At 44.5% G+C, this 14,449-nt stretch carries 13 protein-coding genes; 6 read left to right on the top strand and 7 right to left on the bottom strand.

Translation table 11 applies throughout. From position 1 onward, the window contains the following. Positions 1-139: 139 nt before the first annotated feature. On the bottom strand, positions 140-1,840 hold the full coding sequence (locus PseudUWO310_RS22785; protein ID WP_190315935.1) for a TPM domain-containing protein: 1,701 nt from the start codon (positions 1,838-1,840) through the stop codon (positions 140-142). Positions 1,841-2,410: 570 nt separating this feature from the next. Continuing rightward, on the bottom strand, positions 2,411-2,953 hold the full coding sequence (locus PseudUWO310_RS06805; RefSeq protein ID WP_142599980.1) for a hypothetical protein: 543 nt from the start codon (positions 2,951-2,953) through the stop codon (positions 2,411-2,413). A 335-nt stretch (positions 2,954-3,288) separates the two neighbouring features. Here PseudUWO310_RS06805 and argS point away from each other — a divergent pair, with 335 nt between their 5' ends. Both argS and PseudUWO310_RS06795 read left to right on the top strand, forming a co-directional pair. Next, a complete protein-coding gene (gene argS, locus PseudUWO310_RS06800) occupies positions 3,289-5,031 on the top strand; it encodes an arginine--tRNA ligase (RefSeq protein ID WP_142599979.1) in 1,743 nt (580 codons plus the stop codon). A 104-nt stretch (positions 5,032-5,135) separates the two neighbouring features. Continuing rightward, complete coding sequence (locus tag PseudUWO310_RS06795) at positions 5,136-5,348, top strand: DUF6737 family protein (RefSeq protein ID WP_142599978.1); 213 nt, start codon at positions 5,136-5,138, stop codon at positions 5,346-5,348. Between the two features lie 170 nt (positions 5,349-5,518). Here PseudUWO310_RS06795 and PseudUWO310_RS06790 read toward each other — a convergent pair whose 3' ends face one another. From PseudUWO310_RS06790 to PseudUWO310_RS23230, 3 genes are all read right to left on the bottom strand, one after another. Beyond that, the gene (locus tag PseudUWO310_RS06790) at positions 5,519-5,800 is read right to left on the bottom strand and encodes an antibiotic biosynthesis monooxygenase (RefSeq protein WP_142599977.1); all 282 of its coding nucleotides are present in this window, start codon (positions 5,798-5,800) and stop codon (positions 5,519-5,521) included. A gap of 256 nt (positions 5,801-6,056) precedes the next feature. Next, the gene (gene sat / locus PseudUWO310_RS06785) at positions 6,057-7,259 is read right to left on the bottom strand and encodes a sulfate adenylyltransferase (protein WP_142599976.1); all 1,203 of its coding nucleotides are present in this window, start codon (positions 7,257-7,259) and stop codon (positions 6,057-6,059) included. A 244-nt stretch (positions 7,260-7,503) separates the two neighbouring features. Next, the gene (locus PseudUWO310_RS23230; RefSeq protein WP_223805568.1) at positions 7,504-7,764 is read right to left on the bottom strand and encodes a hypothetical protein; all 261 of its coding nucleotides are present in this window, start codon (positions 7,762-7,764) and stop codon (positions 7,504-7,506) included. A 246-nt stretch (positions 7,765-8,010) separates the two neighbouring features. On the opposite strand from PseudUWO310_RS23230, the gene PseudUWO310_RS06780 reads away from it, so the two are divergent. From PseudUWO310_RS06780 to PseudUWO310_RS06765, 4 genes are all read left to right on the top strand, one after another. Then, entirely contained in the window at positions 8,011-10,467 is a 2,457-nt protein-coding gene (locus PseudUWO310_RS06780) for a phosphoketolase (protein WP_142600023.1), read from the top strand. A 165-nt stretch (positions 10,468-10,632) separates the two neighbouring features. Continuing rightward, the gene (locus PseudUWO310_RS06775) at positions 10,633-11,271 is read left to right on the top strand and encodes a histidine phosphatase family protein (protein WP_142599975.1); all 639 of its coding nucleotides are present in this window, start codon (positions 10,633-10,635) and stop codon (positions 11,269-11,271) included. Between the two features lie 62 nt (positions 11,272-11,333). Further along, positions 11,334-12,542, top strand: a complete 1,209-nt coding sequence (locus PseudUWO310_RS06770; RefSeq protein WP_142599974.1) for an acetate/propionate family kinase — start codon at positions 11,334-11,336, stop codon at positions 12,540-12,542. A 187-nt stretch (positions 12,543-12,729) separates the two neighbouring features. Further along, the gene (locus PseudUWO310_RS06765; protein ID WP_055073875.1) at positions 12,730-13,269 is read left to right on the top strand and encodes a Uma2 family endonuclease; all 540 of its coding nucleotides are present in this window, start codon (positions 12,730-12,732) and stop codon (positions 13,267-13,269) included. Between the two features lie 157 nt (positions 13,270-13,426). On the opposite strand, the gene PseudUWO310_RS06760 is transcribed toward PseudUWO310_RS06765, so the two are convergent. After that, positions 13,427-13,753 (bottom strand): translation initiation factor, encoded by a 327-nt coding sequence (locus tag PseudUWO310_RS06760; protein WP_142599973.1) that lies wholly within the window; start codon positions 13,751-13,753, stop codon positions 13,427-13,429. Between the two features lie 7 nt (positions 13,754-13,760). Beyond that, positions 13,761-14,348: a hypothetical protein gene (locus PseudUWO310_RS06755; protein ID WP_223805567.1), complete on the bottom strand. Its 588-nt coding sequence runs from the start codon at positions 14,346-14,348 to the stop codon at positions 13,761-13,763. Positions 14,349-14,449 lie beyond the last annotated feature (101 nt).

Genomic DNA, 14,449 nt, shown 5'->3' with positions numbered 1-14,449 from the left:
AGTTCGGACAGAGAACCATTGGCCGAAACGTAACAGCACGCTTCCGCAATTCTCGATACCTTCGGATTATTGCGCCTATATTTGGCTTTGTTGCATGAATAACTGATTCTGTTTTATCGTAGCTACCTTTTTAACAATCTCACCAATCACTACCAGAACCCCCTCCATCACTACCGCCCCCACCAAAATCACTACCGCCCCCACCAAAATCACTACTAGACGAGCTACTTCCATAATCTGAGTAAGAGGAATCATAGCCACTAGAGCTAGATCCGTAGTCAGAACTACTTTCATAAAAACTATTGGTATAGCTCGTAGCAACATAGGGATAGACTGGTTGCTCATGAAAGCAGTTCTGACATTGCAAGATACTAACTGCCTCCTTAGAGCCTTGTTTGGGAAATTTTTTGGGCTTACGAGACTCTTTAAGAGAAGCGCCAATTACTGTCGGATATTGGCATTTAGTACAAATAGATTCTGCTTTCAGAATATTGAGCTGGCAATGGATATGTTGGCGATCGCGATTAGATTCAGGATGACAGCGATCGCAGGAATATAAAGCATAGGTCGCATTACCTAGCTCAACAGCAAGCTTCTCAGGTTGAGTGAGATAAGTACCGCTTATTGCTTTATCGAGGTGCTGAGTTACACTGTGGCAAGTGGTGCAAAAAAACTGTTCTCTCGCGCTCTTCTCGCTTTTCTTGTCTAAGGACATTTGATTAACAAGATGAATTAGAAAAAGTTGATAGCTCATGGCAAGACTCAAGCCGATCGCTATAAACAAAATATCGCTAGGCAAGAGTGTGGCAACAGTTAGAGATATTAAGAGGATTATTATCAATAAAAGCAAACATTGAATTCTCAGTAAGAGAAATAAATTTTTGAGGAGGATCGCACCCCATTGCTTCCATAGTTGTGGAGGCGTTGGCTGTTGTAAAGTTCTTGCTAACTTTGCTAGCCAATAATAAGTAATGCCAAACCACATCGGCATAGTAATTAAAGCGATCGCCACATTAATCCTGAGCAGATCACCAAAACGCGGATCTAGGCTGATTGATACAATAGTTGTGGAAGTTGTAGAGCCAGATAACAAAAAAGCACTTGCACTTATCGCGATCGCGCTAACGCCCAAAGCCAGCATTAAGATGGGTCGATTCGCTACTTGCTTAAGTTGTGGAACTCTCACTTGGAATACCAGTGGATCAGAGGATGAAGATCTATCGGGTAATAGCCGACACCATGAGTTAATTTTTGTGACTGTCCAAGCAATGCCGCCTAGGGCGATCGCTATGCCTAATCCACCAATCACTAGATAAACTATTGCAAAATCAAAGCTAGAGCCCCCATATTCTAAAAGATTTGCGATTTCCTCTACACCATTGATTGTCCCTTGATCGAATTTCTGAAGTTTGAATTCAGGTTTAATTTTTGTTTCGATAATTTGCATAACTTGAGCATTGCTCAATCGCGAAGTCAGCCCCCGCCCAGTTTCGATCTCAATCCTCCGTTCGTTTACGGAAATCAGCAATAATACGCCATTATCCACTCCGCGTTTGCCAATCCCCCATGTATTAAATAGCTGCGTAGCATAGGCTTTAGGGCTGACGAGAGGAGAAGTATCAGGAACGGTTACAACCGCAACTTCTGAACCATTTCGAGCCTCTAATTGCGTAATTCTTTGATTGATTCGCGATTTTGTCTCAGCACTGAGAATATTGGCGACATCACTTACCCAAGTACCATTTGTTTTGCGAGGATTGGGAATGTCTTGAATAGGAGTTGCCCATATGGGCGATATGGGTAATACCACTGCCGATAGTAGGCATAAGCAGATGGACATAATTAACAAACTGGACAAAAATCTTTTTAAGCTAATTACTACGCAAATGCTTTTTAAGTAATTACTCCAATTCTTCATAATCTGTAATCTCCACTCCTAAAACTTAATATTTAATCTCGCGAAACTTACTTAAGTAGTTACTCCCTTCCCACCAAAGAAATAGAAATCAAAAACCAACAATTAGACGTTGCGGCGCGAAGCGCCGCAACGTCTAATTGTTCACTGGGAAGGGAGTAAGCATAAGTACACTGAAAACCTAGACGAGCGTACCGCCCGCGTAGCGAGCGGTACGCACTCTGGTTTTGGGTTTTAATTATGCTTAGCTACTTATTAGTCTTTGCCGATATGAGAGGATTCCAAAATTATTTGATTTAGCCTATGGTATCGCAACAATCACATTGTTTTTAGAAAAATTGTTGTCACAAAATATGTCTCCTAATACTATAGCAACGTAAGAGATAGCTATAGTCAGTAATGTTAGGGCAAACATCAAACCCAATAGAGAGTTGCGGCGCTTCGCGCCGCAACTCTCTATTGGGTTTGATGTCCTAGCTATAGATGACATGGAAGTTAATCCGTACCTGACCAAGACCAAATGGGATTGCCATCTTTTACATCTTTTTTCACAATCACAGGCGTATATCCATTAACATCAGTCTTCCCCGTCATATCCAGAATGAGATAGACCTTATTATTGACAAAACGCATTCTCAAATAAGAATTACCTTCAAAGGGTTCGTTATTGACTTTAGTGATTCCTGCGGTTGCCTTGCAATTGCGATATTTGTTTTGGAGTTTTGCAACCCATATCGCACTGAATTCATCACTTTTTTCCAATGTGAATGGTTGAGCGAGCCAACTAAGGGACGCGGAACCATCTAGGGTGTAACCGCCTTCATAATAGGGACGCGATGATTGAGTTAAAGTAACTTCGGATGGACAAATTGGTAATGTTTCGCTCAAATCCGCAGGAAAAACCCTGAGAGTAATATAGTTTGGTGTGGCAAAACTAGGATTTGCCAATAGAGATAATTGAGCGATCGCCGCGCCGCCAAAACCCAAACATACTTGCTTAAAAATTTGACTGAAAGCCTTAAACCTAAAGTTTTTCATGGGATTTTTTACCGCTATAGTAATCCAATCTATGCATTTTGAATCTTTAAAACTTAGAAGTCAAAATCGCTTTTAGAGTTCCCCTCTCCTTCTAGATTTAATGGTGTGTAGCTAAGTAGCTAAGCATAAGTAAACTCAAAACCTAGAAGAGCATACCGCCCGCTACGCGGACGGTATGCTCTCTGGTTAACTACGTTATAGTCAAGTGACTGTAGCTATAAAACCCATTTTAGAGTGGCGGCGCAAAGCGCCGCCACTCTAAAATGGGTTTTCAGTCAAGAGATCTTAAAAAACGCTATATTGATCTCCCTAGGCAAAAAAGCGACAACTAACCCATGACTACCTCCGTTTTATCCGATTTAAAGATCCGTTGCTCTCAGGCGATCGCTGCTGCCTTTGGTGCAGCATACGACAACTACGATCCTGCCGTCGCCCCATCTAAGGATGCAAAATTTGGCGATTATCAATGCAATGCCGCCCTAGGCTTAACCAAAAAGCTCAAACAAAAGCCCCAAGATGTAGCGGCGCAGATAATTGCAAATTTACAAATTGACGATATATTTGAGCCTCCGACGATCGCAGGAGCGGGATTTATTAACCTAAAGCTGAAACTTAGTTACATAGAAACCCAATTAGCAAAAATGCAAAAAAGCGATCGCCTCGCGATCGCCAAGGTCGATAAACCCGATCGCGTGATCGTCGATTTTTCCAGCCCGAATATTGCGAAGGAAATGCATGTTGGACATTTGCGATCGACGATTATCGGTGACAGTATTGCCAGAATTTTAGAATTTCAAGGACATGAAGTCCTGCGCCTCAACCATGTTGGCGACTGGGGAACGCAATTTGGGATGTTGATTACCTACCTGCGCGAAGTCTATCCCGATGCGCTGACTAAAGCCGATGCGATCGCGATCGGTGACTTAGTAGAACTCTATCGCGCCGCCAAAAAACGCTTTGATGAAGATGCAGAATTTAAAGAAACTTCCCGCGCGGCGGTGGTGGAGTTGCAAGCGGGAGGGGCTGAAGCCAAACTAGCATGGCAACTGCTCTGCGAACAGTCACGCCGCGAATTCCAAAAGATCTATGACACCCTCAATATTCAATTAGAGGAACGTGGCGAATCTTTTTATAATGCATTCTTAGCCGATGTCGTTACCGACCTCCGCGAAACTGGTTTGCTCCAAGAAGATCAAGGCGCATTATGCGTCTTTCTAGAAGGATTTAGCAATAAAGACGGTCAACCCTTACCCCTAATTATTCAGAAGACCGATGGTGGCTATAACTATGCGACCACTGACCTCGCTGCCCTACGCTATCGCATTAACGAAGACAAAGCCACAAGGATTATTTACGTAACTGATATTGGGCAAGCGGGACATTTTGCCCAAGTTTTCCAAGTTGCGAAGCGTGCAAATTGGATTCCTGAAACCGTGCAGACTACCCATGTTCCCTTTGGTTTGGTGATGGGTGAGGATGGCAAGAAATTTAAAACGCGATCGGGCGATACGATCGCCCTCAAGAGTCTCCTCGAAGAAGCAGTTGTGCGTGCGCGTACCGATATCGAAACCCGCAATCCCGATGCATCTGATGAATTCAAACAAGATGTCGCCGAAGCTGTCGGACTTGGGGCAGTGAAGTACGCCGACCTTTCCCAAAATCGCACCAGCAACTATATTTTTAGTTTCGATAAGATGTTAGCCCTACAGGGCAACACAGCGCCCTATATGCTCTATGCTTATGTGCGGGTACAGGGAATCGGGCGTAAAGGCGAGATCGATTTTGCCAGTTTAGATGCGGCGATCCATCTCACCCAAGATCCTGAGATTGTCTTAGCCAAGCACCTTTTGCAATTCGCGGAAGCGATCGAAGCTGTTGCCGAGGAGCTTTTCCCCAATCGTCTTTGTCAATATCTGTTTGAACTCAGTCAAAAGTTCAATCAATTCTTCGAGCAATGTCCAGTATTGCAAGCCGAAGAGTCAGAAAGAATCTCGCGCCTGAGTCTCTGTGATATCACCGCCAAAACTCTTAAGCTGGGTTTAAGTCTTCTCGGTATCCGTGTTTTAGAACGCATGTAAAATATAAAAAGGTCGTGCTTCGCACGACCTTTTAACTTGGTATTAATTCACAAAAGTGTTGTCATACTTTCGTGAATTGGTATTAATCAGTGGGAAATCAAAAAATGACCTTAGAACAACCTGACAGTGTTTGGAATCATAAACCTTGGTGGTGTCAGCCTTGGTCGATTATTCTGACTGGCTTCTCGATTATTAGTGCCAGTTGGTTATTATTTAAAATAATTTGGCTGTCGGTTTTGGTAGCGATCCCCATAACGGCATGGATGGGGTTCTTTGTAATTGTATTTCCTAAGTTAGCCATGCCAGAATTAGAGTGAGAAGCTAACTACTCCCTTTCCACCAAGGAAATAGACATACAAAACCAAAAATTAGACGTTGCGGCGCTTCGCGCCGCAACGTCTAATTTTTCACTGGGAAGGGAGTAGCTTATTAAACTTGGGATTTTTCTGCGTTTAAAACAACTCCCAAAAAGCTTGAAATTAGAAAATCAGAGAATCCCCGACTCAAGCTGCTCTAGGTAGATAAAGTCTGGAGATTTGACCCCTGCTTCAGCTCTGATTTTAATTAGTTGAGGCGACTCAAAAAACTTTTTCGCATCAGCGATCGCCGTCCATGCTGAGAAATGGACAATTTTATTAGGCTCCTTTTCATATTTGAGAACCTGATAGGAGCGTTCGCCCGCTTCTTTACGAATATCCGCCGCATCGTCAAAAACCTTCTTCCAAGCTGGATAGTCGGCGACTTCATGGATAATCAAAACGTATTGCATGGTTGAGAATTAGGTGATTGAGACTAAAGACTTGATACCAAGTTAAGAAACCATTTAAGAATTCACTAGATCCCCCCCAGCCCCCCTTAAAAAGGGGGGAGAATTAAATTCTTCCCCCTTTTTAAGGGGGATTGAGGGGGATCTCTTAGAGTTTTTGACCGCAGAAAGTAATTCTTAAATGGTTTCTAAGAAATGGCTTCGTGAATTGGTATTAAACATTAAAGGAAGAGCCGCTTTGCGGCTCTTCCTTTAATGTTTATATTTCAAAGCCCGTAGCAGCTTCCTCGATCGCCATTTTATGCATGGTTTTAGCTAGCTCGGCAGCCACTTCAGGACGCGAGAACTCAGGAGGTGGGCATTCCCCACGGCGAAGCATCTCGCGAACCTTAGTACCCGATAGATGTACCCTTTCTTCGGGGAGGCTAGCACTAGTCTTTGTCGTCGCCATGCCCTGCGTGCGTTTGCAATAAAAAGCATGTTCAAACATTAAAGGAATGATTCCCAGTTCGCCATCCTCAAACTCATAGAAAATATGTTGCGCATCGTAGGTTCCGTAATAGTCACCGACTCCAGCATGATCGCGTCCGACGATGAAGTGGGAGCAACCATAGTTTTTGCGAATTAACGCATGGAAAATTGCTTCGCGAGGCCCCGCATAGCGCATGGCAGCGGGATTAATCGCTAAGGTGACGCGATCTAAGGGGAAATAATGCTCTAGCATGATTTCGTAGCAACGCATCCGCACATCCGCAGGTACGTCATCGCTCTTAGTCGCACCAACCAGAGGATGGAGGAACAACCCATCGACTATTTCCAACGCACATTTCTGAATATATTCATGGGCACGGTGGATTGGGTTGCGGGTTTGGAAGCCGACAACTGTTCGCCAACCTTTTTGAATAAATAATTCGCGAGAATCGACAGGATCGATTTGATAGGTAGGAAAAAGTGGGTGCGGACGACGCTCTAACAGCCATACATCACCTGCTAGATATACCTCACCTTGACCATAGACGACCTTAACCCCTGGGTGCCGATCTTCATTAGTACGATAGACATGGAGAGCTTCTTTTAGTTTGTCGTACTTATATTTTTCGCTTAGTTCTAATACACCTATAAATACACCCTTCGGATCGTTGAGGCGAACTAGACTACCAATATTGAGGCTATCGGCTAATTCACTAGTAACAGGCAAGGTAATCGGAATCGACCAAGGTAACCCATTCGCCAAGCGCATATTTAAGACGACGGATTCATAGTCAGCCTTCCCCAAGAAGCCTGTGAGGGGACTAAAGCCACCGATCGCAATTAGCTCAAGGTCGGACAGCGATCGCTCAGTCAGTTGCACGCATGGCAAGTGGTCAGCTTTGCTATAAAAAACTTCTTTTTGGGCTTCTGAGGCGAGGCGATTAATTAACTGACCACCATGCGGTGCAATATTTTTGAGTTGTCGAGCCATGACTTTTGCTGATAATGTGCTGGTAAAAGGTTTAAATTACTGAGTTTGCGTTTGTGAATGGGAAGCAAGTTGAGGAGTAATCTTTAGAAACTACTGGCTTGCAGGAATTGATCTAGTGATCTAAGTAGCTGGACATAATTAAAATCCAGATCTAAAACCTGCGGCGCACGCTGCGCGTGCGCCGCAGGTTTTAGGGTTTTATATTTAATAATCCTACTTACTTAGTAAGATCTTTTGCCTAGAGCTAGCGAATTATTAAGTTAATGTTAACTTTTTTTGACAACAAAATTTTGGCTTGTCTATTAATTGCTCGGTAATTGCTCGGTAATTGCCAAGCAATTACCGAGCAAAAGTAATGAATGCCACAACTATCGATATTCCCCTGATAAGTAGCTAAGGGACTTGCGAGAGAATAAGATACCAATCCAGATTTGCCAGAATCGGTGGCGCGGCGGAGCCGCACCACCGATTCTGGTTTTATATTTGGTACTTCATTAAATCGCAAGTCCCTAAGCGCAATTAAATATAAAACCCAAAGCCCTGTAGCGCACGCTACAGGGCTTTGGGTTTATAAGCTTAGTGGCGCAATAGATCTAATCTAAACCAACTAAACCCTATTCCTAGATATAAGCGATCCCAGCACACAAATCTAAAGGAGATATGCAAATCACCAAGGATTTTGGGAATGTCGGTTAAAGTTGTGAGGTCAGAAGGCTCAATCAAATTAGCGACAGGAACAAATCGTAATCTTATGGTATCAACTCCTCTCAAAATAGCTGACACGGACTCTTCTACTACCAATAACGCGAATATTAGCTGCTATGGTAAGGCACGTTCGACCGTTGTCGGAAATCCTCTCAGTGCAGAAGAACTTCGGAAAATAGATGCCTACTGGCGGGCTTGTAATTATTTAGCGATCGGGATGATCTATCTACGCGAAAATCCGCTTTTGCGCGAGCCTCTAAAGCCCGAACATATCAAAAATCGCTTGCTAGGGCATTGGGGATCGAGTCCTGGCATGAGTTTTGTCTATACGCATATGAATCGTCTCATTAAAAAATACGATCTCAATGCCATCTTTTTAGCAGGGCCCGGACATGGCGCACCTGGAATTTTAGGTCCTGTCTATTTAGAAGGAACTTACTCGGAGATCTATCACAATATCAGCGAGGACGAAGAAGGCATGAGGCACTTCTTCAAGCAGTTTTCCTTTCCAGGAGGGATTGGTAGTCACTGTACACCTGAGACTCCAGGATCGATCCATGAGGGCGGCGAACTCGGTTACAGCGTGTCCCATGCTTACGGAACTGTATTTGACAATCCCGATCTGATCTCGGTGGTGATGGTTGGCGATGGTGAATCGGAAACTGGTCCCCTCGCGACGGCTTGGCATTCTAACAAATTTATCAATCCCATTCGGGATGGTGCTGTATTGCCCATTCTGCACTTAAATGGATATAAGATTAATAATCCCACCGTCCTATCGCGAATTAGTCACGAAGAACTAGAAAGTCTATTTGTGGGTTATGGCTACCAACCTTACTTTGTGGAGGGTTCCGAACCCGAATCGATGCATCAAGCGATCGCCGCTACCCTAGAGCATTGCCTGAACGAGATTAGACGGATTCAACAGGAATCTAGAGCTACGGGTACGCCCACAAGAGCCAAGTTCCCAATGATCGTATTGCGCACGCCTAAGGGTTGGACGGGACCCGCAAAAGTCGATGGACATAAGGTGGAAGGTTTTTGGCGGGCGCACCAAGTTCCACTTTCAGGAATGCATAACAATCCCGAACATTTACAAATGTTGGCAGATTGGATGCAAAGCTATAAACCGCAAGAATTGTTCGATGCTGCGGGTAAGTTAATTCCCGAATTAAAGGATCTTGCACCGACGGGCAATCGCCGCATGAGTGCCAATCCGATCGCGAATGGTGGACTATTGCGCCGCGCTTTGAGAATGCCTGATTTTCGTAATTACGGCGTACAAATCGATCGCGCAGGGCAAATCGAAGTGGAAAACACCAAACCCTTAGGTGTGTTTTTACGTGATGTGATGCGTCAAAACATGGACAATTTCCGCATCTTTGGTCCCGATGAGAATACATCCAATAAGCTGCAAGCAGTTTACGAAGTAAGTAAAAAGTTCTGGATTGCGGAATACCTGCCTGAGGATGCCGATGGGGGTGAGCTTGCTGCGGATGGGCGCGTGATGGAAATCCTCAGCGAGCATACCCTAGAGGGATGGCTAGAGGGTTACTTGTTGACGGGTAGACATGGATTCTTTTCTACCTATGAGTCTTTCGTCCATGTGATCGACTCCATGATCAACCAGCATTGCAAATGGTTGGAAATTAGCCAAGAGATTCCTTGGCGATCGCCCATTTCATCGCTCAACCTCTTGATCACTTCTACGGTATGGCGGCAAGATCACAATGGCTTTACCCATCAAGATCCTGGATTTTTAGATGTGGTCGTTAACAAGAGTGCAGAAGTAACGCGCATCTACTTGCCGCCCGATGTCAATAGTTTGCTATCGGTCTCCGATCACTGCTTGCGCAGTACCGACTATGTGAATGTGATCGTCTGCGATAAGCAAATGCATTTGCAATTTATGGATATGGACGAGGCGATTAAGCACTGTACCAAGGGCTTAGGCATTTGGGACTGGGCAAGTAACGATCAAGGGGTCGAGCCTGATGTGGTGATGGTCGGTTGTGGTGACATCCTCACCCTTGAGGCTTTAGCCGCGACAACATTGCTCTGGGAGCATTTCCCCGAATTGAAGATTCGCTTTATTAATGTCGTGGATTTGTTCAAGCTTCAACCCGATACCGAACATCCCCATGGTTTGAGTGATCGCGATTTTGATTCGCTCTTTACCACGGACAAACCGATTATTTTCAACTTCCACGGCTATCCTTGGTTAATTCATCGCCTCGCCTATCGCCGCACCAATCATAAAAACTTGCATGTGCGTGGCTATAAAGAGAAGGGCAATATCAATACGCCTTTGGAACTGGCGATTAATAACCAAGTCGATCGCTTTAGCCTCGCGATCGATGTGATTGACCGCGTACCGAAACTTCAGGGTATTGGCGCTCATGCGAAGGAATCTCTCCGCAATCAACAGATCGAATGCCGTCAATATGCCTATGAGAATGGCATCGACAAACCTGAAATTGTGAACTGGCGCTATCCCCACTAACTAAAAAAAGCCTTGCAAAGCAAGGCTTTTTTAGTTATACCAATTCCCAAAAGGGTATCCACACTTTTGGGAATTGAAAACTAAACCCAGTAAGGGTTTTAAAATCACAAAATGGCTACGCCATTTTGTGATCTGGTATTAGTTGCTGTTTAATTAGAAACAATTATGAGCTTGAATTTATATCTACTCCGTCATGGCGAAACCATCTATAGTCGCACTGGGGGCTATTGTGGCGAACTTGATCCTGAGCTAACTGATAATGGCGTAAAAATGGCGATCGCCTTTGGTAAGGCTCATCAGGCGATCGCTTGGGATGCCGTATTTGTCAGTCCAATGAAACGGACGATCGCCACAGCTAAGCCTTTATGCGAAGCGATCGGCGCAGAAATGCAGTTTCGGGAAGGGCTAAAGGAATTGCGTTATGGCAAATGGGAAGGACTGAGTAATGAATTTGTGAGGGAGAATTACAAAGACGACTATCTACGCTGGTTAAGCGAACCTGCATGGAATCCACCCACGGGTGGCGAAACCGCAGTGCAACTGGCGAGTCGAGCTTCGTTAGTAGTTGCTGAGATTCAAGAGAGATATCCTTCGGGCAATGTATTAGTGGTTTCGCACAAGGCAACGATTCGGGTGATTCTTTGTAATCTATTGGGGATCGATTTGGGAAGATATCGCGATCGCATTGATGTGCCAGCCGCATCCCTCAGTGTGGTTCAGTTTGGTGCGTTGGGTCCCATGCTCAAGTTATTGGGCGATCGGAGCTTTATGGATGCTGAACTGCGATCGTTGTCGGGTACTTAAGAATATTTCCATAAGAATATTTCCATAAGAATATTTCCATAAGAATATTTCCATAACAAGTAATGAAAATCTTAGTTCTCAATGCAGGCTCAAGCAGCCAAAAAAGTTGCCTATACGATCTTCCCGATGGATTGCCCGACTCACCGCCTAAGCCAATTTGGGAAGCGAGCATCGACTGGACGCACCATGAGGGCTTTGCCGAAATTAAGGTTAAGCCGCAATATGGCAAAGTTTTAGAAGAGGAAATCTCGGCAACTTCTCGTCCTGAGATTATCGAACATATGCTGGAAACCCTCTGGAGTGGGGAAGTATCCGTTCTCAATAGCCCTCTAGAAGTAGATATCATCGGGCATCGCATCGTTCATGGAGGAGCAGAATATCGCCAAAGTACGATGATTAACGATCAAGTCAAAGAAGCGATCGCGCGATTAGCTATCTTTGCCCCAGTTCACAATCCCGCCAATCTCGAAGGAATTATCGCCACCGAAAAATTATTTGGGAGCAAGCCCCAAGTGGCAGTCTTCGACACCGCTTTTCATGCCCATTTAGCCCCTGCGGCCTATACTTACGCGATTCCCACTAAGTATACCGAGCAAGGAATAAGGCGCTATGGCTTTCACGGGATTAGCCATCAGTACTGTCGCGATCGCGCCGCTCAAATTCTCAATCGTCAGGTTAAAGATTTGCGATTGATTACCTGTCATTTGGGCAATGGCTGTTCCCTCGCCGCGATCCGTCACGGTGAGAGTATTGATACGACGATGGGATTTACTCCCCTTGAGGGGCTGGTGATGGGTAGTCGTTCGGGTTCCATTGATGCGGGAATTCTGCTTCATTTATTACATCAACCCGATATGGATGGAGATAAACTCGATCGCATCCTCAATCGCGAATCGGGGCTATTGGGTCTTTCGGGAATCTCCGCAGATCTGCGTCTGATTCTTCAGGCGATCGCGGAGGGCGATCGGCAAGCGCAGCTAGCCTTGGATGTGTATGTGCATAGTTTGCGATCGCATATTGGCGCGATGGTTGCTAGTCTTGGGGGCTTAGATGTACTAGTCTTTACCGCAGGAGTTGGCGAGAATGCTCCGATCATTAGGGAATCAGCCTGTGCGGGATTTGAATTTTTGGGATTGAAACTGGATTTAGATAAAAATAATCAAAAATTGCTTGATGTCGATATTGCTACACCTGATTCGGCGGTCAGAGTTTTAGTAATTCACACCCAAGAAGATTGGGAAATCGCCCGTGAATGTTGGAGCTTAGTTTAAAGGTGTTGCAAAGCAACACCTTTAAACTAAACATAGCAACGAACTCCCAAAGAGGGTTGCCGCGCGGAGCGCGGCAACCCTCTTTGGGAATTTAATTTTGTCCTAACAAGATTGGCGGTAGCTATATGTGATAAATTTGAGATTGTTACGCCAGTTTTGATATGTTAGTTTTGAGACTACGTGGCTTATGGTTCTCGCAGCCTTTCATCCAGTCACCCTAGATGATTTTTCTCAACTTCCCAACATTGAAGAATCCCCAGCTTGGGAATTTCTGAACGGTCGAGTATTGCAAAAGCCAATGCCTACTTTTTACCATAGCCTTTTGCAGAAGTATTTAGTCAGAGCGATCGATAATACTAATAGCGAATACGAAGCTTTTCCAGAGCTGCGCTGTGTCTTGAGCAAAAACTCTATTGTTCCAGATGTAACTATTATCCATAAAAGCCGTATACCTTTGGATAATTCGGCAATTCAGGGCGCTCCCGACTGGCTAATTGAAATTCTCTCAACCGATCAAAGCACAACAAAACTAATCGCTAAAATTCAAGATTGTTTGACTGAAGGAGCAAAGCTTGGTTGGCTAATTGACAGCCAAGAAGAAGTAATTATGATCTTTCTCCCAGATCGCCCCCTTCAAATTGTTAGCGGTAACGATCAGTTAACTTGTTTAGATGGACTGACATTGCCACTAACTCCAAATCAGCTTTTTAGTCACTTAAAACGATAAATAAGTTGTCTAATACCAAAACTAAAAATGGCGTAGCCATTTTTAGTTTTTCAAACCCTTGCTAGGTTTGGTTTGTAATTCACTGAGGTGTTGGCTCACTTCAGTGAATTGGTATAACGCGGCAAATAATAAAAGGGGCGCTTGTGCGCCCCCTTTATTATTTGCCGCTTATTTTGGCTTTATAGCCTAAGCTGAGCAATATCTGCAAAATTTTCTGACTGCAATCACCTTGAATCTCGATCGCTTGTTCCTTTGATGTGCCCCCAGTACCACATTGATTTTTCAACTGCTTAGTTAGTTTTGCCAAATTCTCAGGCGTGGTCTGAAAACCTGTCACCTCAGTCACGGTCTTTCCGCCCTTGCCTCTGCGTGTGACTTGAATGCGAGGATTTTGTTGCTGTGGTGGTAAATCGACCACATTATTGTCTGAGTCATCTTCCTCAGGTACGCCAAACTCCCGATAAACTACACGATTTTTTGTCATAGCATTATTATTCCACCCATGCCGATCGCCAAGCTAATTCCGCTTCCGCGATCGTCTTTTGTTGATATTTCTTTTCTAGCTCATTTTGCAAATGGGCGATCCTTGCCGATAAAACACGCAATTCGCCGCGATGGGACATAACTTGGCGATCGGTGAATTCAATCTCCGCAAGCCGAATGCTCATCTGCAAGGCTTTTTCACCTTGGATCTGCGCGGCCCTTAATATTTTGCTATCTACTAATAACTGGTTCAGGGTTCCCATACTCTCATCAAGGAGTTTACTGAGCAAATTATCAAGGTTTTCCTGATTAACTCGACTATCACGATCGCATTCTTCTAATTGTGCTTGGATGCGATCGCAAAGAGTCTTAATTGTTTTTCGCAAAGACTCCTGTAAATCTTGACGCTCGGATAATGAAAGCGCTAAAAATGCCTCTGGGCATTTTTGGGTACAGAAGCTAAAGACCGCTAGCAAGATTTGTTGCTGTGTGGCGCGGGCGATCGCCTGAGAATATTCCAGATGAATGGTATCAATGCGGACAAGCGCATCCGCGATCGCCTTTTGGATATTTTGAATATCTTTATCAATACGCATTAGCATCGTCATCACTCACCATATTTCTAGCAATATTTCTGATTTGCCTCTTTCCACTCAGTCCTTTTGCAGTTAGTCCGAAAGGATTTATATAGTAGGGA

The sequence above is a fragment of the Pseudanabaena sp. UWO310 genome (genome assembly GCF_006861605.1).
In the GTDB taxonomy this organism is placed as follows: Bacteria; Cyanobacteriota; Cyanobacteriia; order Pseudanabaenales; family Pseudanabaenaceae; genus Pseudanabaena.
Note: the sequence above shows the minus strand (reverse complement) of the source record. Positions and strands in the feature narration are given on the sequence as shown.